The organism is Caulobacter sp. GW821-FHT10C03 (genome assembly GCF_059415485.1).
This window is the reverse complement of sequence record NZ_JBWKNI010000005.1, coordinates 99563-119619: the sequence shown is the minus strand read 5'-3', so window position 1 is coordinate 119619 and position 20057 is coordinate 99563. Positions and strand designations below refer to the sequence as shown.

At 68.8% G+C, this 20057-nt stretch carries 21 protein-coding genes; 12 read left to right on the top strand and 9 right to left on the bottom strand.

Features of this window, described 5'->3' with window-relative positions; translation table 11 throughout:
- The first annotated feature begins 51 nt into the window (after positions 1–51).
- The 4 genes from AC07NG_RS08200 (at position 52) to AC07NG_RS08185 (ending at position 3042) form a co-directional block, all read left to right on the top strand.
- A complete protein-coding gene (locus AC07NG_RS08200) occupies positions 52–750 on the top strand; it encodes a pirin family protein (RefSeq protein ID WP_110119677.1) in 699 nt (232 codons plus the stop codon).
- A 73-nt stretch (positions 751–823) separates the two neighbouring features.
- A complete protein-coding gene (gene wrbA, locus AC07NG_RS08195; protein ID WP_494593221.1) occupies positions 824–1423 on the top strand; it encodes an NAD(P)H:quinone oxidoreductase in 600 nt (199 codons plus the stop codon).
- 487 nt (positions 1424–1910) lie between these two features.
- A complete protein-coding gene (gene upp / locus AC07NG_RS08190; RefSeq protein ID WP_492854690.1) occupies positions 1911–2555 on the top strand; it encodes a uracil phosphoribosyltransferase in 645 nt (214 codons plus the stop codon).
- A gap of 103 nt (positions 2556–2658) precedes the next feature.
- Positions 2659–3042 carry a response regulator gene (locus AC07NG_RS08185; protein WP_494593219.1) on the top strand — a complete coding sequence of 128 codons (384 nt, stop codon included), beginning with the start codon at positions 2659–2661 and terminating at the stop codon, positions 3040–3042.
- Positions 3043–3054: 12 nt separating this feature from the next.
- Here the strand turns inward: AC07NG_RS08185 and AC07NG_RS08180 are convergent, their stop codons facing one another.
- The 3 genes from AC07NG_RS08180 to AC07NG_RS08170 form a co-directional block, all read right to left on the bottom strand.
- Entirely contained in the window at positions 3055–3648 is a 594-nt protein-coding gene (locus AC07NG_RS08180) for a hypothetical protein (protein ID WP_494593217.1), read from the bottom strand.
- Between the two features lie 120 nt (positions 3649–3768).
- Positions 3769–5265, bottom strand: coding sequence for a phosphomannomutase/phosphoglucomutase (locus AC07NG_RS08175; RefSeq protein WP_494593215.1), 1497 nt, complete (start codon positions 5263–5265; stop codon positions 3769–3771).
- Between the two features lie 124 nt (positions 5266–5389).
- Positions 5390–5635: a hypothetical protein gene (locus AC07NG_RS08170; RefSeq protein WP_487292541.1), complete on the bottom strand. Its 246-nt coding sequence runs from the start codon at positions 5633–5635 to the stop codon at positions 5390–5392.
- 166 nt (positions 5636–5801) lie between these two features.
- On the opposite strand from AC07NG_RS08170, the gene gpmA reads away from it, so the two are divergent.
- The 3 genes from gpmA to AC07NG_RS08155 all read left to right on the top strand — a co-directional run bounded on the left by gpmA (position 5802) and on the right by AC07NG_RS08155 (position 9302).
- Positions 5802–6515, top strand: coding sequence for a 2,3-diphosphoglycerate-dependent phosphoglycerate mutase (gene gpmA / locus AC07NG_RS08165; RefSeq protein WP_487292540.1), 714 nt, complete (start codon positions 5802–5804; stop codon positions 6513–6515).
- Between the two features lie 163 nt (positions 6516–6678).
- Complete coding sequence (locus AC07NG_RS08160) at positions 6679–7938, top strand: pentapeptide repeat-containing protein (RefSeq protein WP_487292539.1); 1260 nt, start codon at positions 6679–6681, stop codon at positions 7936–7938.
- Between the two features lie 101 nt (positions 7939–8039).
- Positions 8040–9302: a pentapeptide repeat-containing protein gene (locus AC07NG_RS08155; protein ID WP_492854688.1), complete on the top strand. Its 1263-nt coding sequence runs from the start codon at positions 8040–8042 to the stop codon at positions 9300–9302.
- A gap of 178 nt (positions 9303–9480) precedes the next feature.
- Here the strand turns inward: AC07NG_RS08155 and AC07NG_RS08150 are convergent, their stop codons facing one another.
- The 6 genes from AC07NG_RS08150 to AC07NG_RS08125 form a co-directional block, all read right to left on the bottom strand.
- Positions 9481–11001 carry a DUF8614 domain-containing protein gene (locus AC07NG_RS08150; protein WP_494593212.1) on the bottom strand — a complete coding sequence of 507 codons (1521 nt, stop codon included), beginning with the start codon at positions 10999–11001 and terminating at the stop codon, positions 9481–9483.
- An 81-nt stretch (positions 11002–11082) separates the two neighbouring features.
- On the bottom strand, positions 11083–11298 hold the full coding sequence (locus AC07NG_RS08145) for a hypothetical protein (RefSeq protein ID WP_494593210.1): 216 nt from the start codon (positions 11296–11298) through the stop codon (positions 11083–11085).
- Between the two features lie 108 nt (positions 11299–11406).
- A complete protein-coding gene (locus tag AC07NG_RS08140; protein WP_494593208.1) occupies positions 11407–12996 on the bottom strand; it encodes a sensor histidine kinase in 1590 nt (529 codons plus the stop codon).
- The gene (locus tag AC07NG_RS08135) at positions 12993–13706 is read right to left on the bottom strand and encodes a response regulator transcription factor (RefSeq protein WP_494593206.1); all 714 of its coding nucleotides are present in this window, start codon (positions 13704–13706) and stop codon (positions 12993–12995) included. The genes AC07NG_RS08140 and AC07NG_RS08135 overlap by 4 nt, the downstream gene beginning before the upstream one ends.
- A complete protein-coding gene (locus AC07NG_RS08130) occupies positions 13703–15274 on the bottom strand; it encodes a DUF4153 domain-containing protein (RefSeq protein WP_494593204.1) in 1572 nt (523 codons plus the stop codon). Before AC07NG_RS08130 ends, AC07NG_RS08135 begins: the two co-directional genes overlap by 4 nt.
- 187 nt (positions 15275–15461) lie before the next feature.
- On the bottom strand, positions 15462–15923 hold the full coding sequence (locus AC07NG_RS08125) for an Hsp20 family protein (protein ID WP_110119039.1): 462 nt from the start codon (positions 15921–15923) through the stop codon (positions 15462–15464).
- Between the two features lie 240 nt (positions 15924–16163).
- On the opposite strand from AC07NG_RS08125, the gene AC07NG_RS08120 reads away from it, so the two are divergent.
- From AC07NG_RS08120 to AC07NG_RS08100, 5 genes are all read left to right on the top strand, one after another.
- Entirely contained in the window at positions 16164–17006 is an 843-nt protein-coding gene (locus AC07NG_RS08120) for a class I SAM-dependent methyltransferase (RefSeq protein WP_494593202.1), read from the top strand.
- A 95-nt stretch (positions 17007–17101) separates the two neighbouring features.
- Entirely contained in the window at positions 17102–17998 is an 897-nt protein-coding gene (locus AC07NG_RS08115; protein WP_494593199.1) for a class I SAM-dependent methyltransferase, read from the top strand.
- Complete coding sequence (locus tag AC07NG_RS08110) at positions 17995–18666, top strand: hypothetical protein (RefSeq protein ID WP_494593194.1); 672 nt, start codon at positions 17995–17997, stop codon at positions 18664–18666. Before AC07NG_RS08115 ends, AC07NG_RS08110 begins: the two co-directional genes overlap by 4 nt.
- Positions 18667–18775: 109 nt before the next feature.
- Positions 18776–19084: an SCP2 sterol-binding domain-containing protein gene (locus AC07NG_RS08105; protein WP_110119043.1), complete on the top strand. Its 309-nt coding sequence runs from the start codon at positions 18776–18778 to the stop codon at positions 19082–19084.
- Between the two features lie 4 nt (positions 19085–19088).
- Positions 19089–20042 carry an alpha/beta fold hydrolase gene (locus AC07NG_RS08100; protein WP_494593190.1) on the top strand — a complete coding sequence of 318 codons (954 nt, stop codon included), beginning with the start codon at positions 19089–19091 and terminating at the stop codon, positions 20040–20042.
- Positions 20043–20057 lie beyond the last annotated feature (15 nt).

Genomic DNA, 20057 nt, shown 5'->3' with positions numbered 1-20057 from the left:
TCAACGGAGACGCCGGCACGGCTTCCCCACCTGACACACCGGGAGATCGACATGATCGAAGTTCGCAAGTTCGACAGCCTGGGCGGCGCCAATCACGGTTGGCTCGACGCCAAGCACCACTTCTCGTTCGCCGGCTACCATGATCCCAAGCGCGTCCACTGGGGCGCCCTGCGGGTCTGGAACGACGACACCATCGCCGCCGGCACCGGCTTCCCGCCGCACCCGCACAACGACATGGAGATCATCACCTATGTCCGCGAGGGGGCGATCACCCACCAGGACAGCCTGGGCAACAAGGGTCGCACCGAAGCCGGCGACGTGCAGGTGATGAGCGCCGGCACCGGCATCCGCCACTCGGAGTACAACCTCGAGCCGGGCGTGACCAAGATCTTCCAGATCTGGATCATTCCGGACCGCGGCGGCGAGCCGCCCGCCTGGGGCGCCAAGCCGTTCCCCAAGGGCGACCGCTCCGGCAAGTTCGTGGCCCTGGCCAGTGGCTTCGAAGGCGACACCGACGCCCTGCCGATCCGCACCGACGCCCGCGTCCTGGGCGCGACGCTGAAGGCCGGTGAAGAGACCGAGTATTCGCTGGGCGACGGCCGTCACGCCTACCTCGTGCCCTCGACCGGCAAGGTCGAAGTCAACGGCGTGGCGCTGGACACCCGCGACGGCGCGGCGATCGCCAACGAGAACACCATCCGGGTGAAGGCTCTGGAAGACGCCGAACTCGTGCTGGTGGACGCCGCCTAAACCTTCAAGACGCGGCGGCAGTCGCCGCGTCTTCCTCCCCAACCTCAGACTGAGCTTTCTCTAGGAGACTCCCATGGCCAAGGTTCTGGTCCTTTACTACTCGTCGTACGGCCACATCGAGACGATGGCCAAGGCCGTCGCCGAAGGCGCTCGCAGCACCGGCGCGACCGTCGACATCAAGCGCGTTCCGGAAACCGTGCCGGAAGAGATCGCCAAGGGCGCTCACTTCAAGCTCGACCAGGAAGCCCCGATCGCCACCGTCGCCGAACTGGCCGACTACGACGCCATCATCATCGGCACCGGCACGCGTTTCGGCCGCCTGAGCTCGCAGATGGCCGCGTTCCTCGACCAGGCCGGCGGCCTGTGGGCCCGCGGCGCGCTGAACGGCAAGGTCGGCGGCGCGTTCGTCTCGACCGCCAGCCAGCACGGCGGCCAGGAAACCACCCTGTTCTCGATCATCACCAACCTGCTGCACTTCGGCATGACGATCATCGGCCTGCCCTATAGCCACCAGGGCCAGATGAACAACGACGAGATCGTCGGCGGCGCGCCCTACGGCGCCACCACCGTGGCCGGCGGCGACGGCAGCCGCCCGCCGACCCAGATCGACCTGGACGGCGCCCGCCACCAGGGCGAACTGATCGCCGCCGCGGCCATCAAGCTGCACGGCTAAGCCCGATGCCTGGTCCTCGTCCTTCGACAAGCTCAGGATGAGGACCATGGCCAAGGCCGAGCATTCGAGATCCTCACCCTGAGCCTGTCGAAGGGCGAGGGTCTCGCACACTACCCTCGGCCGGGTTCCTCCCCCAATGACCCGGCTGTACCGGCCGCGTCGCGCTTCATCCTCCCCCCAGGAAGCGCGGCGCGGCTTTTTCTTTTGGAAAACGGCGGCTTAACCGCGTTTGGAAGCATCACGTTCAGCCTGATGCGCGAAGATGCTCGCACGCAGGGGACAGCGAGGCGGGCGTGGCGAAGAAGATCAAAGCAGCGAAGCGGAGGTCGGGAATGGCCGACTTCATGACGCTGCTGGTCTGCATCGCCTGCACCGTGTGGGCCTTCAGGACGATCGTCGGCCTGGCCGGCTGATTATCGCTTGGCCTTGGGCCAAGAAGGCGGCACTTGAGCGGCAAAGCCGTTTCAAGACCAGGATGTCGCCGCCCATGAACACCCAATCCGCCCAGGGCGTCACGATCGTCGATCACCCGCTGGTGCAGCACAAGCTGACCCTGATGCGGGACAAGGAAACCTCCACCAAGACCTTCCGCGCCCTGATGCGCGAGACCGCGACCCTGATCTGCTACGAGGTCACCCGCGAGCTCTCGATGGACGAGGTCGAGATCCAGACCCCCGTCGCCCCGACCAAGGCCAAGGTCATCGCCGGCAAGAAGCTGGTCTTCGCCCCGATCCTGCGCGCGGGCCTGGGGATGGCCGAGGGCATGCTCGACCTCGTGCCGTCGGCCCGCGTGGCCCACATCGGCCTCTATCGCGATCCGCAGACCCTCGAGGCCGTCGAGTACTACTTCAAGACCCCGGAAGACATCGCCGACCGCCTGGTCATCGTCGTCGATCCGATGCTGGCCACCGGCCACACGGCCGTCGCGGCGATCGACCTCCTGAAGAAGCGCGGCGTGCGCGACCTGCGGTTCGTCTGCCTGCTGGCCTCGGTCCCGGGCGTGGAGACCCTGCGCGCGGCCCACCCCGACGTGCAGATCTGGACCGCGGCGGTGGACGCCTCGCTCAACGACCACGGCTATATCGTTCCGGGCCTGGGCGACGCCGGCGACCGCACTTTCGGGACGCGCTGACCCGCCAGCGCGCTTCGGCCCCAAAGCAGGGCTGTTTGTGCGTCTGCGCACTTGCGCGACTCCCCGGGCGCGGTAAGCAACGACGTTAACCTTTCGGGACGCCATGCTGGTCACGCCGCCGCAGATCTATGTCGCCGACGACGACGCCCTGACGCGCGAGCTGGTCGAGATCCAGCTTGGGCGCGGCGGCTACGCCGTGCGCACCTATCCGACGGTGGAGGACCTGCTGTCGGCGGTCGAGGCCGCGCCGCCGGCCCTGATCCTGCTCGACGTGCGCATGCCGGGGCTTTCGGGCCTGGACGCCCTGCGCAGCCTCAAGGCCGCGCCGGGCGGGGCCGAGATCCCGGTGCTGATGCTGACGGGGGAGGGGCGGCTGGACCGCATCGTCCAGGCCCTGCAGCTGGGCGCCGCCGGCTACGTGATGAAGCCCTTCACGGGCAAGGCGTTGCTGGATCGGATCGGCGAGGTCTTGGAGGCGCGGGTTTGACGGCGGTGGGCCTCAGACGAATTTTCTGAGGTCGATTTCGCGATCTGGGTAAACAGTGCGCCAAATATTGGCGTAGGCGTTAAAAGTGGACGTTTTCTGGCTGTTCAGGAAATCCAAATTAAATCCAACGAGTGGGTTGGTTAGATTTTGGTATTCTGCTTCAAGTTTCTTTTGAACATTTCTCAATATTCCCAAAAATATCACAACATGTGTTATGAGAGCGGTGTCGCCGATCTCGTGGAGCGGAATGGATGTGAGACCGTCAATGGGCACATCAAAATCGCTCGGCACATAGTTATCAATGAATTTTTCTCTCTGGTTTCCGGGTGTCTGGCAGGCATCATTGAGCTTTTTAAAAGCAGATATGCCGTTTTCGGAAATTGTCGCGACGCTTTCCCATAATTGTCGACGTTTTTCAGTGTCGCGCTTCCTGGCTTCCCTGCTGTCTCGGCCGGCGATCCATGCTGCAGCCATGATGGCGACTATTGACCCGACCGCTTGAACCCATGCTGCGGTTCCTTCGTGTTTATCAAATGTGGGGGAAAGCACACAAACGATGGCTATTGCGATTGGAATGGAAATGGCCAGGACGAGATATTTTCGCATATCGAACCGCTTCCGGCGTTGCGCAGCGATGAATAGACTTATGGAAAAATGGGAAATAGCCAAAACAAAAAGGCCGGGGATCGCTCCCCGGCCTTTCGTTCGTCAGGGCCGTGGGGCCGATCAGATTTCCTGGTTGTACTTGCCGACGCGAGCGCCCAGGCGCGGCTTCACTTCCTGGTGGAAGAGGGCCTTCATGTCGTCTTCCGACTGGGTGCTCTCGACCACGACCACCACTTCGGGCTTGTTCGACGAGGCGCGGACCAGCACCCACGAGCCATCGTCCAGGTGGACGCGCACGCCGTTGACGGTGATCACCTCGGTGATCTTCCGACCCAGGATCGAGCCGCCGGCGGCGAACAGGTCTTCGTATTCCTTCACCACCTCGGCGACGACGCCGTACTTCTTCTCGTCGTCGCAGTGCGGGCTCATGGTCAGCGAGGTGAAGGCGACCGGCAGGGCCTTGCGCAGGTCCGACAGCTTCTTGTCCGGGTTGCGGTCGAGCATGGCCAGCACGGCGGCGGCGGCGGTCAGGCCGCAGTCGTAGCCGTAGCCCAGCGGGGCGTTCATGAAGAAGTGGCCGCTCTTCTCGAAGCCGGCCAGGGCGCCGGTCTCGGCGCTCTTGCGCTTGATGTAGCTGTGGCCGGTCTTCCAGTAGATGACCTTGCAGCCGTGTTCTTTCAGGATCGGGTCGGTGGCGTAGAGGCCGGTCGACTTGACGTCGACGACGAAGGTCGCGCCCGGGTGCAGCGGGGCCAGGTCGCGGGCCAGCATCAGGCCGATCTTGTCGGCGAAGATCTCCTCGCCCTCGTCGTCCACGACGCCGCAGCGGTCGCCGTCGCCGTCGAAGCCGAAGGCCAGGTCCGCGCCATGCTCACGGACGGCCTTGGCCATCTCGTGCAGCATTTCCAGATCTTCCGGGTTCGGATTGTACTTGGGGAAGGTGTAGTCGAGGTCGGTGTCCATGCCCACGACGTCCGACACGCCCATGCGCTGCAGGGCGTCGACGGCGAAGGCGCCGGCGGTGCCGTTGCCGCAGGCGGCCAGGACCTTCAGCGGGCGGCTGATCTGGGCGCGGGTGGCGACATTGGCGATGTAGCGCTCGGCCTGGCCTTCGACGCGGATCAGCTTGCCGCCGTCACGCTCCACGAACTTGGCGTTCAGGACGATGTCCTTGAGCTTGCCCATCTCGTCCGGACCGAAGGTCAGCGGCTTCTGGGCGCCCATCTTCACGCCGGTCCAGCCGTTTTCGTTGTGGCTGGCGGTGACCATGGCCACGCACGGGATGTCGAGGTCGAACTGGGCGAAATAGGCGGTGGGCGACAGGGCCAGGCCGATGTCGTGCACTTCGCAGCCGGCGCTCAGCAGGCCCAGGATCAGGGCGTTCTTGATCGACGAGGAATAGGAGCGGAAGTCGTGGCCGACCACGATCTTCGACTGGCCCAGTTCCTGGATGTAGGTGCCCAGGCCCAGGCCCAGGGCCTGAATGCCCAGCAAGTTGATCTCGGGGCCAAACAGCCAGCGCGCATCGTATTCACGGAAGCCCGTCGCCTTGACCAGCGGCTCGTTTTCATAAGCGGCGGTATTCGGAACCAGATCGGCGCGGGGAGTCGAGAACATAGGAGCTCGCTTCAATGAGTGGTGGGGTGCGTTTAGCTGTCGGAGTGGTTGCTTGCCACCCTCTTCGTATGACGATGATCGATCAATGTGACGGTTGATCGAGATTTGGCGTCGCGGCGGGCGCCTATTGTGCGAGGTCGCCGGTGGCGGCGGCCGCGGCGTCGGCTTCGCGCTGGCGGCGTTGGTCGCTGCGGCGGGCCGAGTCCTTCTCCCGTTCGATCAGCGCCTTCATCTCCGGGGTCTGCTGCAGGGGCGTGGAGCCGAAGGGGCCGGGCGAGCGGTCGCCGTAGCCCTGCGGCCAGACCATGGCGAAGGCGATCATCGCCAGGGCGACGAGCGCGCAGAGGGGCATGAAGATGCGATCGGGCATGGTCCGGCTATAGCACGTCGTTCGTGGCGGGACAGGGGCGATGCTCGGCTGGATGCTTACGTTGCGTCATCCGCCCTTGCGCCGCCTGGCGTCGCAAGGGCGTCGCGCCGCTTGACGGCGGCCCCGCGCGGCCTTAGCCCGCGCTGGACCAATCAAGGGAGTTCCGATGCCCGTCCTCGTCCTGCTTCGCCACGGCCAGAGCCAGTGGAACCTCGAGAACCGCTTCACCGGCTGGGTGGACGTGGATCTCACCGCCGAGGGCGAGGCCCAGGCCCGCAAGGGCGGCGAACTGATCAAGGCCGCCGGCCTCGACATCGACGAGGCCTTCACCTCGGTCCAGACCCGCGCCATCCGCACCTGCAACCTGGCGCTCGACGCGGCTTCGCAAAGCTTCGTGCCGGTGACCAAGGACTGGCGTCTGAACGAGCGCCACTACGGCGGCCTGACCGGCCTGAACAAGGCCGAGACCGCCGAGAAGCACGGCGAGGAGCAGGTCACCATCTGGCGTCGCTCCTACGATGTTCCGCCCCCGGAACTGGCCCCGGGCGGCGAATACGACTTCGCCAGCGACCGCCGCTACAAGGGCGCGAACCTGCCCTCGACCGAGAGCCTGGCCACCACGCTCGTCCGCGTGCTGCCCTACTGGGAAGAAGCCATCGCCCCGAAGCTGAAGGCCGGCGAGAACATCCTGGTCGCCGCCCACGGCAACTCGCTGCGCGCCATCGTCAAGCACCTGTTCGCGGTGCCGGATGACCAGATCGTCAAGGTCGAGATCCCCACCGGCAACCCGCTGGCCATCGAACTGGACGCCGACCTCAAGCCGGTGGGCGCCCGCTACCTCGACGAGGCCCGCGCCGAGAAGCTGCCGACCATCGGCTGAAACCGTTCTTTCAGGTCTTCCGGGGTTCCTTTCGTCCGGGGACGAAAGGAACCCTAGGTCGTTTCAGGTCTTGTCTGCGCGCAGGAAGTGCCTGGAAACACGACGTTAATGCTGCCGGGCGCATCAAGTAGGCGTACCCTTCGGGGAAACGATGCGAGCTTGCATGAACACCCCGGCAGCGGCAGGCCAGGAACACCGGCGCCTGACGCAACAAGAAGTCGACGTGATCTGCGCCAAGCACGACCGCCTGTGGTCGGCTCGGCTCGGCGGCGCGCGCGCGGTGTTCGCCTTCTGCGACCTTTCCGGATTGGTGCTGGCCGGCCGTAACCTGTGCGACGCCGACTTCACCGGCGCGCTGCTGGTCGGCGCGGACTTGCGCCGCTGCAAGCTCGACAACGCCAATCTCTACGGCGCCGACATGCAGGGAGCGGACCTGACCGATTCCTCGCTGCGGCGCTCGGACCTGCGCGGCTCCAGCCTGCGCGGCGCCAACCTGACCGGCGCCGACATGTTCGAGGCCGACCTGCGCGAAGGCCAGATCGCCGCCGCCGACCGCGAGAAGGGCTACCGCATCATCGAGCCGGTGCAGCGCGAGGCCTATGCGGCCGGCGCCAACCTGTCGGGGGCCAATCTCGAGCGCTCGCGGCTGTCGGGCATCGTCGCCACCAAGGCCGACTTCAGCGACGCGATCCTGAAGGACGCCAAGCTGGTGCGCGCCAACCTCAAGCAGGCCAATTTCAACGGCGCCAACATGGCGGGGGCCGACCTTTCGGGCGCCAACCTGTCCGGCGCCGACCTGCGCAACACCGTGCTGGTGGGGGTGAAAACCCTGTCCTGGAACGTCACCGGGGCCAGCATGGAAGGGGCGCTGACCGACAAGGCCTCGGGCGTCGACGTCTCCGACATGCCCTACGAGCAGATGATCGCCGACCACGCCCGCTGGTGCGAGACCGGCGGGGCCGAGGGCAAGCCGTCGTCGTTCGACCGGGCGGACCTGCGCAATCTGAAGAGCATCCGCGGCTTCAACCTGACGGCCCTGTCGGCCAAGGGCGCGGTGTTCTACGGCCTCGACATGGAAGGCGTGCAGATGCAGGGCGCCCAGCTGGAAGGGGCGGACCTTCGGGCCTGCAACCTGCGCCGGGCCGACCTGCGCGGGGCGCGGCTGAAGGGCGCCAAGCTTTCCGGCTCCGACCTGCGCGACGCTCAGCTCGGGCCGCTGCTGATCGGCAAGGACCGGCTGCTGCCGGCCGACCTGACCGGCGTGCTGCTGACCAACGCCGACCTGGCCCGGGCCGACCTGCGCGGCGCGTGCCTGGCCGGCGCGGACCTGTCGCGCGCCAACTTCACCAACGGCAACCTCAAGGATCTAGACCTGACCGGGGCGATCCGGCTGGGCGCGCGGGGGTTGGACGACGTCATCTGACGAAATGTGACGAAAAGACGCGGCCTTAACCGTTCGCTCGTCGATTCCTGTTATCCGATGAAATTCAAGAGACTTACGCAGAGTCGGGAGGGGGTCCCGCAATGAACGCCGTGCAGAACCTTGCGGGTCGCCGCAAGCTCAGCCAGGCCGAACTCGACATGCTCGTCACGGCCCACGAGAAGTTCGTGACCGGCAAGCAAGGCGGCAAGCGCGCCTCGCTGCGGTTCATGAACCTGTCGGGCCTGGACCTGTCGTTCCGCAACCTGACGGACGCCGACCTGTCGGCCTCGATTCTCGACGGCTGCCGCATGGTGCGCACCAAGCTGGATCGCGCCAGCCTGTTCGGCTGCGACCTGCGCAAGGCCGACCTGCGCCAGGCCAGCCTGCAACGCGCCGACCTGCGCGGGGCCTGCCTGCGCGGCGCCAACCTCTCGCAGGCCGACCTGACCCAGGCCGACTTCCGCGAGGGCCAGATCGCCATTCCGCACCCCCGCAAGGGGCTGGACACGCTCAAGCACGAGACCCGCAACGGCGAGGTCGACGAGGTCAACTTCTCGGGCGCGACCCTCGACGGCTCGCAGTTCACCGGCGTCTCGGCCTTCAAGGCCGACTTCTCCGACTGCTCCCTGCGCGGGGCCAAGCTGTCGGGCGCCAACCTGAAGGAAGCCAACCTCGCCGGGGCGATCCTCGACAACGCCGACATCAAGGGCGCCAACCTCGAGGGCGCCAACCTGCAAGGCTCGGTGATGGCCGGGGTCGACACCTCGACCGCGCGGACCAGCGGCGCGCACATGAGCGGCGCCCTGACGGCCTCGACGCCGGAAGCGGTGAACAAGGCCCGCGAGCTCTACGCCCGCTGCCTCGCCAACCAGCAATGGTGCCAGACCGGCGGCAAGGAAGGGCAGGCGGCCCGCCTCGACGGCGAAGACCTGCGTCCGCTCGGCGACCGGCTGAAGGGCCTGCGCCTGACCGCCATGACCGCCAAGGGCGCCTGCATGGTCGGCATGGACCTGTCCGGCGCCCAGCTGCAGGGCGCGAACCTGCAGAACGCCGACCTGCGCGCGGCCAATCTGCGCGGGGCCGACCTGCGCGGCGCCAAGCTGACCGGCGCCAACCTGACCAAGGCCGACCTGCGTCAGGCCTATCTGTCGCCGCTGCCGCTGGGTCCCCAGCGCCAGACCCAGGCCAACCTGGCGGCCGCCCGCATGCGCTACGCCATGGTCCAGACCGCCGACCTCTCCGAAGCCATCCTCGACGGCGCCGACCTGCGCGGCGCCGACTTCACCGGCGCCCGCCTGGCCAAGGCCAGCTTCCGCGACTGCGACCTGAACCAGGTGCAGGGCGTGGATTTCGCTCCCGCCTAGTCCCTCTCCCCTTGCGGGAGAGGGTGGCCTCGCGGAGCGAGGTCGGGTGAGGGGTCTCTCAAACCTCGAAGCTTCGTGCGGCGGTCAGGCTGTGTGAGGTCTCTCATGTCTGAGAGACCCCTCATCCGTCGGCCTTCGGCCGCCACCTTCTCCCGCAAGGGGAGAAGGGGCCTGGATCTCACACCTTCGCCGGATAGACCGGGGTGATGTCCACCGGGATGTCCTTCAGCGTGGCGATCACGCCGCGGGCGTCGTCGTCGAGGTGGGCGTAGCGGTCGAAGAAGGCGACCATGCCGGCGTAGTCGCCGTCGCCTTGCAGCTTGACGATGTCGGCCACCAGGTCGCGGATGCCGGCGGCCATCTTGGCGTCGTCGATGCGGTAGCGCTTGGCGACGGGGTCGAAGACGAAGGCGCCCTTGGACTTCAGGTAGCCGTACTGCAGGGCCGCGCCCCGGCCGTGGGCCTCCTCGTCGCCCCAGCGAGCGGCGCGGAAGATGCCGGCGGTGTAGGTGGCGAAGAGCTGCGGACGCTCGGCGGCCGGGATCTCGTTCTTCTCCATCATGAAGAGGATGTTCCAGGCCCCCATGACGTCGGCCTTGGCCTCTTCGGCGGTGCCGGCGATGTCCTTCAGCTCGGCCGAGACGGTGGTGGCGCGGCCGGCGACGGTGATCGAGCCCGGGCCCAGGCTGTGCGACAGCTCATGGAACAGGGTCTCCAGCGTCATGTACTTCTGGCTGACCAGGGCGGCCTGGTCGGCGACCAACACGCGCGAGGCGATGGGCGAGAGAATGCCCTCGTACTTGGCGGCCAGCACGTTGGACAGGATCACCTTCTTGGCGCCCTTGGCCTCGCGCACCCGCTCGTCGTTGGGCAGGTTGAAGGCCACGGTCTGGGGCCCGTGCAGATTGTCGCCGCCGCCGCGGATCTGCTCGGCCACGGCGATCGGCGAGGCGCCGCCGCGCTTGAAGTTCTTGTAGGCGTCGGCGACGGGGAGGTTGGCCTCCATGTCGCGCAGATAGGCCTTGTACTTGTCGAGGGCCTGGCTCTCGGTCGGGTTCTTCAGGGTGACGAAGGCCTCGAAGGCGGCCTTCTGGCCGATCATCTCGTCGGTGTAGGTCTCGTACGGACCGATGGCGACCTCGATCGGCGTGCCCTCCAGGTCCATCCAGGCCATCTCGGACTGGAAGTAGTCGTTCGAGCGGAAAGATTGCGCGCGCAGGGTCAGGAAGCGCTTGAGGCTGGCGTTGGTGGTGACCTTGGCGGCTTCGTCCAGCAGGGCGGCGGCCTTGGTCAGCTCGGGCTTGTAGGCGACCGAGTAGGGCACGGCGACCAGCTTGTCGCCCTCGCGACGGACCACCGTATAGGCGTCCATCAGGGCGGTCTTCTGGTCGGGATGGGCGGCCAGGTAGGTCTCGAATTCCGCCTTGGTCATGCTCGGCGGATAGAAGCCGTGGCCAGGGCCGTCGGCGCCGCCCTGGGCGACCGCCTGCTTGTCGTAGATGGCCGTCATCTGGTCGGCGGCCTGGATCAGCAGGTTCACCACCTTGCGCTCCTCGGGGCTGAGGAATGCGGTGTCGGTCTTCATGCGGATGGTCGCGTAGTTCTCGGGCGCGGCCAGGGCGGGGGCGGAGGAGAGGGCCGCGACCGAGACGCCGAGCGTCAGGGCCAGAGCCAGGGCGGGGGAAACAAGCGCGCGCATGAAGGGCCTTTGCGAAACCAGCGAAGGCGACGCTTACACCCGCCCCATGGCCAAGACGAGGCGAAGACGAGGGGCGCGGGCCTAAAAACGCCGCCGCTTCAGCGAGGCGAAGGCGTCGAGCATCACGGCGGCCAGGGCGGTCTGGCTCTGGGCCAAGGCCGGGTCGCTGGCGGTTCCGGACAGCCGCATGCCGTCGGGGCGCACGACGCTCCAGGTGTAGCGGCCGGCGGCGATGTCGAGCTCGACCTGGCAGCCAGAATCGAACGGGGCGGAAGCAGGCGGGGCGGCGGTCAGCATGGCGATCTCCTGTGGGGGCGAGATCGAAGCCTAGAAGCGCCCTGAGGCGCGGTGATGAACCGCTTGTGGAGATTCCGTGCAGACGCCCAAAAGGGCGTCAGGAAGGGATCAGGCCGTCGGCAGCGACAGCGAAAACCGCGCGCCCGCGTCGTCGGCCAGATAGGCCGCCTCGCCGCCGTGGGCGCGGGCCAGGGAGCGGGCGATGGAGAGGCCAAGGCCCGTGCCGCCCTGCGTGCGGCGCGTCGTGAAGAACGGCTCGAACAGGCGGCCGGCGTCGGCGGGGGCGACGCCCGGACCATCGTCGGCGACCTCGAGCACGACCTCGGCGCCGTCCTGGCGTCCGCCGATCGTCACCTGCCTGGCGCCGGCCTGGCGGCTGTTCTCGACCAGCACGGTCAGCACCGTCTCGATCACCGCCAGGGGCGCTGCGACCGGCGGCAGGTCGGCCGGCAGGTCCAGCGCGACGGCGAGGTCGGGGCCGGACAGGGCGGCGGCCACCGAGCGGGCGGCGGCGGCGGGTGCGGCGACGACGCCGGCCTCGGGCGTGGCCATGTCGGCGCGGGCCAGCTCCAGCAGCCGTCCGACCAGGGCCGAGAGCCGGGCGTTGTCGGCGGCGATGTTGGCCAGGAAGCGCTCGCGCTCGGCCTGGCTCATGGTCGGATAGTGGTCCTGCAGAAGCTCGATGGCGCCGCGCACCCCGGCCAGGGGCGTCTTGAACTCGTGGCTGAGGGCGGCGGCGAAGTCGCGCAGGTAGCGCGAGCGTTTGTCGATCGCCGCGGCCATGGCCCGGAAGTCGTCATAGAGCGCCTGGATCTCGACGGCGGCGGTGGTCGGGGTCTCGGGCGGCTCGCCGCGGCCCTGGGCCATGGCGCGGGTGGCGGCGCTGAGCTGCTCGATCGGCCGGGTGACCCCGCGCGAGACCAGGCCGGCCAGGCCGAACAGCACCAGCACGATGACCCCCGCGCCGATCAGCAGCTTGCCGCGATCCTCGTGCAGGCCCTTGAACAGGCCGCGCGGCGAGCGCGACAGCAGCAGCACGCCGACGGTGCGGCCGCCGACGATCACCGGCCGGGCGTGGTGCAGGCGCACGGCCGAGGCCCGGCTCAGCCATTCCCAGACATAGCGCGGACGGTACTGGCCGATCCGCCGCAGCACGGTCTCCGACCGGCCGGATAGGGCGTCGCGCACCTCGGGCAGGGCCGAGAGATCGCCGCCGGTCCCCAGGCCGCGCACGACGCGGCCGTGGGCGTCGGTCAGGACGATGGCGGCCAGGGTGCTGCGGGTGGTGTCGGCGAAGATGTGGTCGAGGCGCGCGGCGGCGTCCACGGCTTCCGGTTCGGGCGCGCCGGTGTGTTCCGGCGTCGGCCGCTCGGGCAGGATGCGGGCGGCCGACAGGTCGATGCTGGGCTTTTCAGGGCGGTAGTAGGCGGGGTCTTCCGGATCCGGTTCGGGCAGGGCCGAGGCGGGCGGCGCGTCAGGCCACAGCACCGCCGCCGTCGCCGCCAGGGCCGCGCCCTGGGCGTTCAGTTCGGCCTCGGTCTGGCGGACCAGGGTGTTCTCGTAGCTGCGCAGGAAGATTCCGCCCAGGGCCGGCATGGCGGCGGCGAACAGCAGCACCGCCAGCAGGATCGAGCGCAGGCGCAGGGCCGGCCAGCGGCGCTTGACCGCGTCCTTGAAGGCCGACAGCGCGGCGATCACGCCTGCGCGTCCTGGCCCTGGCAGGCCCCCAGGCGATAGCCGACGCCGGGACGGGTCTCGACCACGTCGACCCCGCCCAGCCTGGCGAACTTGGCGCGCAGGTTGCGCACGTGGCTGTCGATGGTGCGGTCGGTCAGGGCGAAGCCCGGCCCGCGCAGCTTGTCGATGATGGCGTCGCGAGTGAAGACGCGACGCGGGGCGCTGGCCAGGGTCCAGAGGATGCCGAACTCGGTGACGGTGAGGGTCGTCTCGGCCTCGCCCCAGGCCGCCCGCCAGGCGTCGGCCTCAAGGCTGAGGCGGCCGTGGCTGACCAGCTTGGCCTCCTCGGCCGGCGGCGGGGCGGCGGCCGAGGCGCGCCGGAGAATGGCGGCGACCCGGGCGGTCACCTCGCGCGGGCTGAACGGCTTGACCACGTAGTCGTCGGCGCCCAGCTCGATGCCCAGCACCCGGTCGATCTCGTCGTCGCGCGACGACAGCAGCAGCACAGGCAGCTGGCCCTCGGCGCGGATGCGGCGGCAGACGTCCAGGCCGTTGAGGCGCGGCATGTTGATGTCCAGCACCACCAGGGCCGGCTTGTGGGCGGCGATCGCCTCCAGCGCGGCCTCGCCGTCGGCGGCCTCGACCGTGGCGTAGCCGGCCTTGCCCAGGGCGAAGGCCAGCAGCTCGCGGATGTGGGGCTCGTCGTCGACGATCAGGATCGGCTGAGTCATGGCGCAGATGTTCCGCTTGCGACGTCCGGGGTCAACGGTTCGCTGTAGGGTTGGGGCGGCGTTTCGGGCGCGCTGGGACCGATCTGCTGGCCCCGGCAGTCCAGCGTGCCGGCCGGAACCGGGATTGTCCGGTCGCGCGGTGCGATCAGCAGGGCCTCGTCCAGGCGCCGCTGACCGCGCCAGGACCAGCCGCGCCATTGGGCCTGGCGGGGTTCCAGGTCGTTCAGCACCGTCTCGCGCGACCAAGCCACGCGGGCCGCCAGCAGCGGGGGCAGGGCGGTCGCGCGTAGCTGGCTGAGGGCCACGACCGAGGCGGGGCCCAGGCGCTCCAGGTAGCAGACGTCCAGCGCCTCGCCGTCGCCGCCCAACTCGCGGGCGTGGCGGACGTTCCAGGCGGCGGCGACCGAGCCGAGGTCCACCACCGTGCAGGCGGCCAGCACCAGGCCGGCGGCGGCGAGGTTGGCGTTGATCAGCCAGCCGGCGCTTTTGGCGCGCAGCATCCGCCAGCAGATCAGCAGCAGGCCAAGGCCCACCAGCGCCATCCAGATCAGGGCCGCCAGCCGCAGGCGGGTCAGGGCGTAGACCTCCACATAGTCCAGGGTGCGCAGGATCGACGAGGCGACGAGGAAGAGGTTCTGCGCCACCCACAGCACCACCAGCCGTCGCAACCACGTCGATCGCGCCGTCGCCGAGCCGGGCGCCAGGGCGACCAGCACGAAGAGGCCGGCCAGCAGGGCGGTGGCGATCAGCGGATAGGCGCCGCGATGGGCGTACTCGGCCAGGGTCACGCCCTGCGGCAGCGGCGCCCGCGACCACAGGAAGGCCAGGTCCAGGCCGTTCTGCAGGGCGAAGATCGTGTTGAACACCACCAGCGACAGGCCCACCGACGCGACGCTGAGACCGGGCAGGGGCGCGGCGCCGGGCTTGGCGGCCGGCAGGCCCCAGAGCGGACGCTTGAAGCTGGGCCGCAGCAGCATCCAGACCCCGAATAGCACGATGACGGCGAAGCCGATGCGGGGCAGGTCGATCTGGGGGATGCGCCACTGGGCCACGGCCTGGGCGATCACCGGATTGGCGATCGTGAAGAGCGCCAGGAACACCGCGCCGCCGACGATGGGCAGCACCAGCACGGGCAGGCGACGCAGGGCCGCGCCCGATCCTGGCGCGCGCTTGCGGGCCTTCATGAAGTCGCGGAACGGGGCGACGAGGCCCAGGACCAGCAGGACCGCCAGCCGTTGCAGCCAGCGCCAGGCGTCCTCATGCCGGCCCGCGCGGGCGGCCAGCACCGCCACGGCGATGGCGACCGCCCACAGGACAAAGGCCAGCAGGCCGGGCGCCTCGATCATCACGACGCCGAAGACCGTCGCGGCCAGCAGCGCGCCCCAGGCGCGGCGCGCGGCGGGATGAACGAGGACGACGGCGATGGTCGCCAGCAGGCAGAAGCCGCCCAAGGTCGCGCCGGCGGCATAGCCCCAGAACAGCTGGTCGGACGCCAGCACCAGCAGGGCGGCGGCCACCGGCTTCATCCAGAAGGGCGCGGCGGCGGGCGGCGGGCGGAAGGCTTTCATCGGAGGTCCCCATCAGCGGAGCCTTCCCGATAGCCGCGCGGCTTGCAGCCCCGGCGGCGAGGCCGTGCACGGCCCGCCCGATCGCCGTGCAGAACTGGTGCAGAGACGAAAAAGGGCGGCGCATCGCTGCGCCGCCCGAAGTCGGAGGGGACTTAGAACAGAGAGAAAGAAAGTGGTCGGGACGCCGTCAGGCGGCCTGTTCGCCCTCGATCAGGCTGGCGGTGTCGGCGCCGGTGTTGATCGGGATGGTGCGGGCCTTGAGGGCTTCGGGCAGTTCGCGCTTCAGCGAGATGGTCAGCAGGCCGTCGGCCAGGGCGGCGTCGGTCACCACCACGTAGTCGGCCAGCTGGAAGCGGCGGTCGAAATTGCGCTCGGCGAGGCCGCGATGCAGGTAGCGCTTGGCTTCGTCATTGGCCGCCTTGCGGCCCGAGACGGTCAGCAGGCCTTCCTTGGCCTCGATCGACAGTTCTTCCGGCTTGAAGCCGGCGACGGCGATCTCGATGCGGTAGGAATTCTCGTCGGTGCGCTCGATGTTGTAGGGCGGGTAGCCGGAGGCGGCTTCGGTCTTGGCGGCGGCGTCGAGTTGCGCGGCCAGGCGGTCGAAGCCGACGAGCGAACGGTAAAGGGGCGACAGGTCGATCGTACGCATAGATATAGAACCTTCTCTTCAAGCAAGGTTGCGATGTGTGTTCGGACCTTCGACGACCCGATCTCGGCCTCGTCTGCGATCCGGAAGGCCCGGTTTTCCAGCGCCTTCGGTTGAATAGTTGGGAGGTCGATTTTCGACTTCAAGGGGTGGGTCATTCAGTTTCGGAATCGCTTGATCGCGGTTCGCGTGCGGCTAAGGTCGGCGCGCCCGGAACGCGGGCCGACGACGGAGACAGACGCCATGCCCGCCCGCCGCCACTTGCTCATTCTCGCCGCCCTCGCGGTGCTCGCGCCCGCCACCGGCGCCCTGGCCGCCGACGCGGCCCTGAAGACCGCCGTCGCCTCGCCCGACCGCACGCCCGCCAGCGTCGCCCGCGACGGGGCCCGCCATCCCTATGAGAGCCTGGCGTTCTGGGGGCTGAAGCCCGGCCAGACGGTGATCGAGGTCTCGCCCGGCGGCGGCTACTGGACCGAGATTCTCGCGCCCTACGCCAAGGCCACCAAGGGAACCTACGTGGCCGGCGTCGCCGACCTGGCCAATCCCAAGACCTCGGACGGCGCCCGCAAGGGCCGCGCGGCCTTCGAGGCCCGGTTCGCCGACGAGGCCAAGTACGGCAAGGTCAAGTTCGTCGACTTCGGGCCGGTGGCCGCGCCGCTGGGCGCGCCGGGCTCGGCCGATCTCGTGTTGACCGCCCGCAACGTCCACAACTGGACCATCCAGCCGGGCGTCGCCGACAAGCTGTTCGCCGACTTCTTCGCCGTGCTGAAGCCGGGCGGGATCCTGGCGATCGAGGAGCACCGCGCCGATCCGGCCGACGAAAAGAGCGCCGGGGCAAACGGCTATCTGTCGACCGCCACGGTGGTGGCCCTGGCCGAACGGGCCGGCTTCAAGCTGGACGCCAAGTCCGAGATCAACGCCAACCCCAAGGACACCAAGGATCACCCGTTCGGGGTCTGGACCCTGCCGCCGGTGCGTCAGTCGGCCCCCTCGGGGCAGCCGGCCGATCCGAACTTCGACCGCGCCAAGTACGACGCGATCGGCGAGAGCGACCGCATGACCCTGCGCTTCCGGAAGCCGGCGTGATCGGCCGGCGCCATTTCGCCCCTGCGCCCGTGGCTCGCGGGCGTGTTTTCGCCAAGGTCACGGCCTAGGCTGGATCCATGAGTAGAGGGGGATTGATGGATCCGGCGTATTCGTGGTCGCGTCGCGGCCTGATGGTCGCCGCCGGCGCGGCGGGCCTGGTCGGCTGCGGCCGCAAGAAGGACGAACCGGCCAAGGCGCCCGCGGCCAAGGCCGAGCCCAAGGGCGGTCCGACCACCCTGGCCGGCGCCGTGGCCGGCGACTGGCGGACCAGCGCCGACAAGGCCCGCGACGCCTGGCGTCATCCGGTGCAGAGCCTGGAGTTCTGGGACGTCCGCCCGGGCCAGACCGTCGTCGAGTTCTGGCCGGGCGCGGGCTGGTACACCGAGATCCTGGCCCCGTTCCTGGCGGCCACCGGCGGCAAGCTCTACGAGGCGGTGCTCGAGGCCGATCCGGCCGATCCGGCCGCCGCCGAGATCGTCGCCGCCTATCGCCGCAAGCTGGAGGAAAAGCCCAGGCTCTACGGCAAGGTCGAGATCACCACCTTCGGCCGGGGCAGCGGCCCCGTCGCGCCGGCGGGCAGCGTCGATCGCGTGCTGTTCCTGCGCAATCTGCACAACTGGATGGCCGGCGGTATCGCCGAGAAGGCCTTCAAGGACGCCCTGGCGGCGCTGAAGCCCGGCGGGATCCTGGGCGTCGAGGAGCACCGGGGCGAGCCGGGCCGCGTGCAGGACGTGCTGGCCGCCGACGGCTATGTTCAGCAGGCCTATGTCGAGCAGCTGGCCAAGGAGGCCGGGTTCGAGCTGGCGGGATCCAGCGAGATCAACGCCAATCCGAAAGACACCAAGGACCATCCGTTCGGCGTCTGGACCCTGCCGCCGACCCGCCTGTCGGCGCCGCGCGGCGAGCCGGCCGAGCCCGACTTCGACCACGCCAAGTACGACGCCATCGGGGAGAGCGACCGCATGACCCTCAAGTTCGTGAAGCCGAAATGAGCCGCCGTATCGCCAGACGCGCGCTCGCCGCCGCCGCCGTCCTGACCCTGGCGGCCGGATCGGTCGCCCTGGCCCAGGGGAACAAGGTCGCCCCGGCCGACAAGGTGTTCGGCTACCTGGAGAACTTCCTCAAGGTGCCGGCCCAGGAGCGTTCGCGCACTCGCGTGGCCTACCGTCTGACCCGCGACGGCAAGCCCGCCGAGGGGCTGAAGGCCATGCTGGTGGAGGCGGGCGGGGCGCGTACGCCGCTGCCGATCAGCGCCGATGGCCGCTTCGAGCGCCTGCCGACCCTGGCCCAGCTGCAGGGCGGGGCGAAGGTCGAGTTCGACGCGCCGGTCGACGCCAAGTTCGGTTCGACCCTGATCATCGAGCCGGTGCTGAAGCCGGCGGCCGAGTACGAGGCCGGCGAGCTGAAGGTGGTTCTGGAGTCCACCAACGGCGTCATCGGCAAGGCGGCCGGGCCGATGGCCATGCTGGCGCCGAAGATGACCGGCTTCAGCTTTCCGGGCGCTTCCGGCGGCGTCGTGGTCGGCGCGGACGGCAAGACCCAGGCCCTGCCGCTGGCGGGCAAAGCCCCGATCTACCGGCTTTCCGACTTCAAGGGCGCGACCCGTATTCGCCTGTCCGGGACGCCTTCGCAGGTGCGCTTCATCCAGAGCAAAAAATAGGGTGGAGAGCGTCTAAACGGTGTTTACTTGCGCGCCGCGCCCGGCCAGGGTGCACGCCAAGTTCTCACGCGCATTATTGAACGCGCAAATAAGAGGGAGATCGCGTTTCATGGCCACTCTGCAGGAAATCACCGACAAGATAAAAACCGCCGTCGGCGACGACAGCGGCCTCGGCAAGAGCCTGAAGTTCGACCTGAAGGGCGAAGGCGTCATCCTGATCGATGGCGGTTCGGTCACCAACGACGACGGTCCGGCCGACCTGACCATGACCCTGTCGAAGGAAGACTTCCTGGCCATCGGCGCCGGTTCGCTCGACCCGACCATGGCCGTCATGACCGGCAAGCTGAAGCTGTCGGACATGGGCGCGGCGATGGCGCTGCAGTCCAAGATGGCGGCGCTGTTCTCCAAGCTGCGCTAAGCCGATGGGGGAGCCCGCGCCTCTGGTCTCGATTCCCGAGGCGCCGGTTCCCGACCACGGCCAGGCCGAATGGTTTCGCGGCGCGGACGGGGCGACCCTCCGCGCCGCACTATTTTCTCCTGAAGGCGCTGCGCGCGGATCGGTGGTCATCAGCCCTGGCCGCAGCGAACCGATCGAGAAGTACTACGAGGTCGTCTCCGACCTCCTGGCCCGGGGCTTCGTCGTCCTGGCGCACGACTGGCGAGGGCAGGGGCTCTCGCACCGCATGCTGCCCGACCGGCTGAAGGGCCATGCGGCCGGCTTCCATGACTTTCTCGGCGACTACCAGGCCCTGCTGGCCGCCTTCGAGGCGCGCCTGCCCAAGCCCTGGATCGCGCTGGGCCATTCGATGGGCGGCTGTCTGACCAGCCTCGTTCTGGCGCATGGCGAGACCCGCTTTTCCGCCTGTGTGCTGTCGGCCCCGATGCTGGGCCTGAACAGCGGCGCTACGCCGGCCTGGCTGGCGCGGCCTCTGGCCTGGCTCGCGGCCCGCACGCCGCTGCGGGGCGACTATGTGCTGGGCGACGTCGGCGATCCGTTCAAGCACGTCTTCCCGCAGGACGCCCTGACCCACGACGCGGCCCGCTACGCCCGTCATCAGGCCCAGATCCGCGCCAATCCGGACATCGCGCTCGGCGGCATCACCTGGGGCTGGACCGATTTTGCGTTCTCCGCCTGCGACTGGCTGGCCCGCGCGCCGGGTATCGAGGCCATCACGATCCCGGTGACCATCGTCGGCGCGGGGATCGACACCCGGGTGCTGACCTCGGCCCAGAGGGCGATCGCCGCCCGCATCCCCAAGGGCCGCTACCTCGAGATCGAGGACGCCTTCCACGAGATCCTGATCGAGACTGACGACCGCCGCGCCCGCTTCTGGGCGGCGTTCGACGAGACGGTCGATCCGGTCGCCCCGCGATGAGCACGTGGCGGCCTA

Excerpts from the sequence above, each read along its gene's own strand:
- gpmA (WP_487292540.1), top strand. The coding sequence starts at position 5,802 with ATGCCCGTCCTCGTCCTGCTTCGCCACGGCCAGAGCCAGTGGAACCTC.
- AC07NG_RS08115 (WP_494593199.1), top strand. The coding sequence starts at position 17,102 with ATGGATCCGGCGTATTCGTGGTCGCGTCGCGGCCTGATGGTCGCCGCC.
- AC07NG_RS08175 (WP_494593215.1), bottom strand. The coding sequence starts at position 5,265 with ATGTTCTCGACTCCCCGCGCCGATCTGGTTCCGAATACCGCCGCTTAT.
- AC07NG_RS08100 (WP_494593190.1), top strand. The coding sequence starts at position 19,089 with ATGGGGGAGCCCGCGCCTCTGGTCTCGATTCCCGAGGCGCCGGTTCCC.
- wrbA (WP_494593221.1), top strand. The coding sequence starts at position 824 with ATGGCCAAGGTTCTGGTCCTTTACTACTCGTCGTACGGCCACATCGAG.
- AC07NG_RS08150 (WP_494593212.1), bottom strand. The coding sequence starts at position 11,001 with ATGCGCGCGCTTGTTTCCCCCGCCCTGGCTCTGGCCCTGACGCTCGGC.
- AC07NG_RS08200 (WP_110119677.1), top strand. The coding sequence starts at position 52 with ATGATCGAAGTTCGCAAGTTCGACAGCCTGGGCGGCGCCAATCACGGT.
- upp (WP_492854690.1), top strand. The coding sequence starts at position 1,911 with ATGAACACCCAATCCGCCCAGGGCGTCACGATCGTCGATCACCCGCTG.
- AC07NG_RS08185 (WP_494593219.1), top strand. The coding sequence starts at position 2,659 with ATGCTGGTCACGCCGCCGCAGATCTATGTCGCCGACGACGACGCCCTG.
- AC07NG_RS08180 (WP_494593217.1), bottom strand. The coding sequence starts at position 3,648 with ATGCGAAAATATCTCGTCCTGGCCATTTCCATTCCAATCGCAATAGCC.
- AC07NG_RS08170 (WP_487292541.1), bottom strand. The coding sequence starts at position 5,635 with ATGCCCGATCGCATCTTCATGCCCCTCTGCGCGCTCGTCGCCCTGGCG.
- AC07NG_RS08160 (WP_487292539.1), top strand. The coding sequence starts at position 6,679 with ATGAACACCCCGGCAGCGGCAGGCCAGGAACACCGGCGCCTGACGCAA.
- AC07NG_RS08145 (WP_494593210.1), bottom strand. The coding sequence starts at position 11,298 with ATGCTGACCGCCGCCCCGCCTGCTTCCGCCCCGTTCGATTCTGGCTGC.
- AC07NG_RS08155 (WP_492854688.1), top strand. The coding sequence starts at position 8,040 with ATGAACGCCGTGCAGAACCTTGCGGGTCGCCGCAAGCTCAGCCAGGCC.
- AC07NG_RS08135 (WP_494593206.1), bottom strand. The coding sequence starts at position 13,706 with ATGACTCAGCCGATCCTGATCGTCGACGACGAGCCCCACATCCGCGAG.
- AC07NG_RS08125 (WP_110119039.1), bottom strand. The coding sequence starts at position 15,923 with ATGCGTACGATCGACCTGTCGCCCCTTTACCGTTCGCTCGTCGGCTTC.
- AC07NG_RS08105 (WP_110119043.1), top strand. The coding sequence starts at position 18,776 with ATGGCCACTCTGCAGGAAATCACCGACAAGATAAAAACCGCCGTCGGC.
- AC07NG_RS08130 (WP_494593204.1), bottom strand. The coding sequence starts at position 15,274 with ATGAAAGCCTTCCGCCCGCCGCCCGCCGCCGCGCCCTTCTGGATGAAG.
- AC07NG_RS08120 (WP_494593202.1), top strand. The coding sequence starts at position 16,164 with ATGCCCGCCCGCCGCCACTTGCTCATTCTCGCCGCCCTCGCGGTGCTC.
- AC07NG_RS08110 (WP_494593194.1), top strand. The coding sequence starts at position 17,995 with ATGAGCCGCCGTATCGCCAGACGCGCGCTCGCCGCCGCCGCCGTCCTG.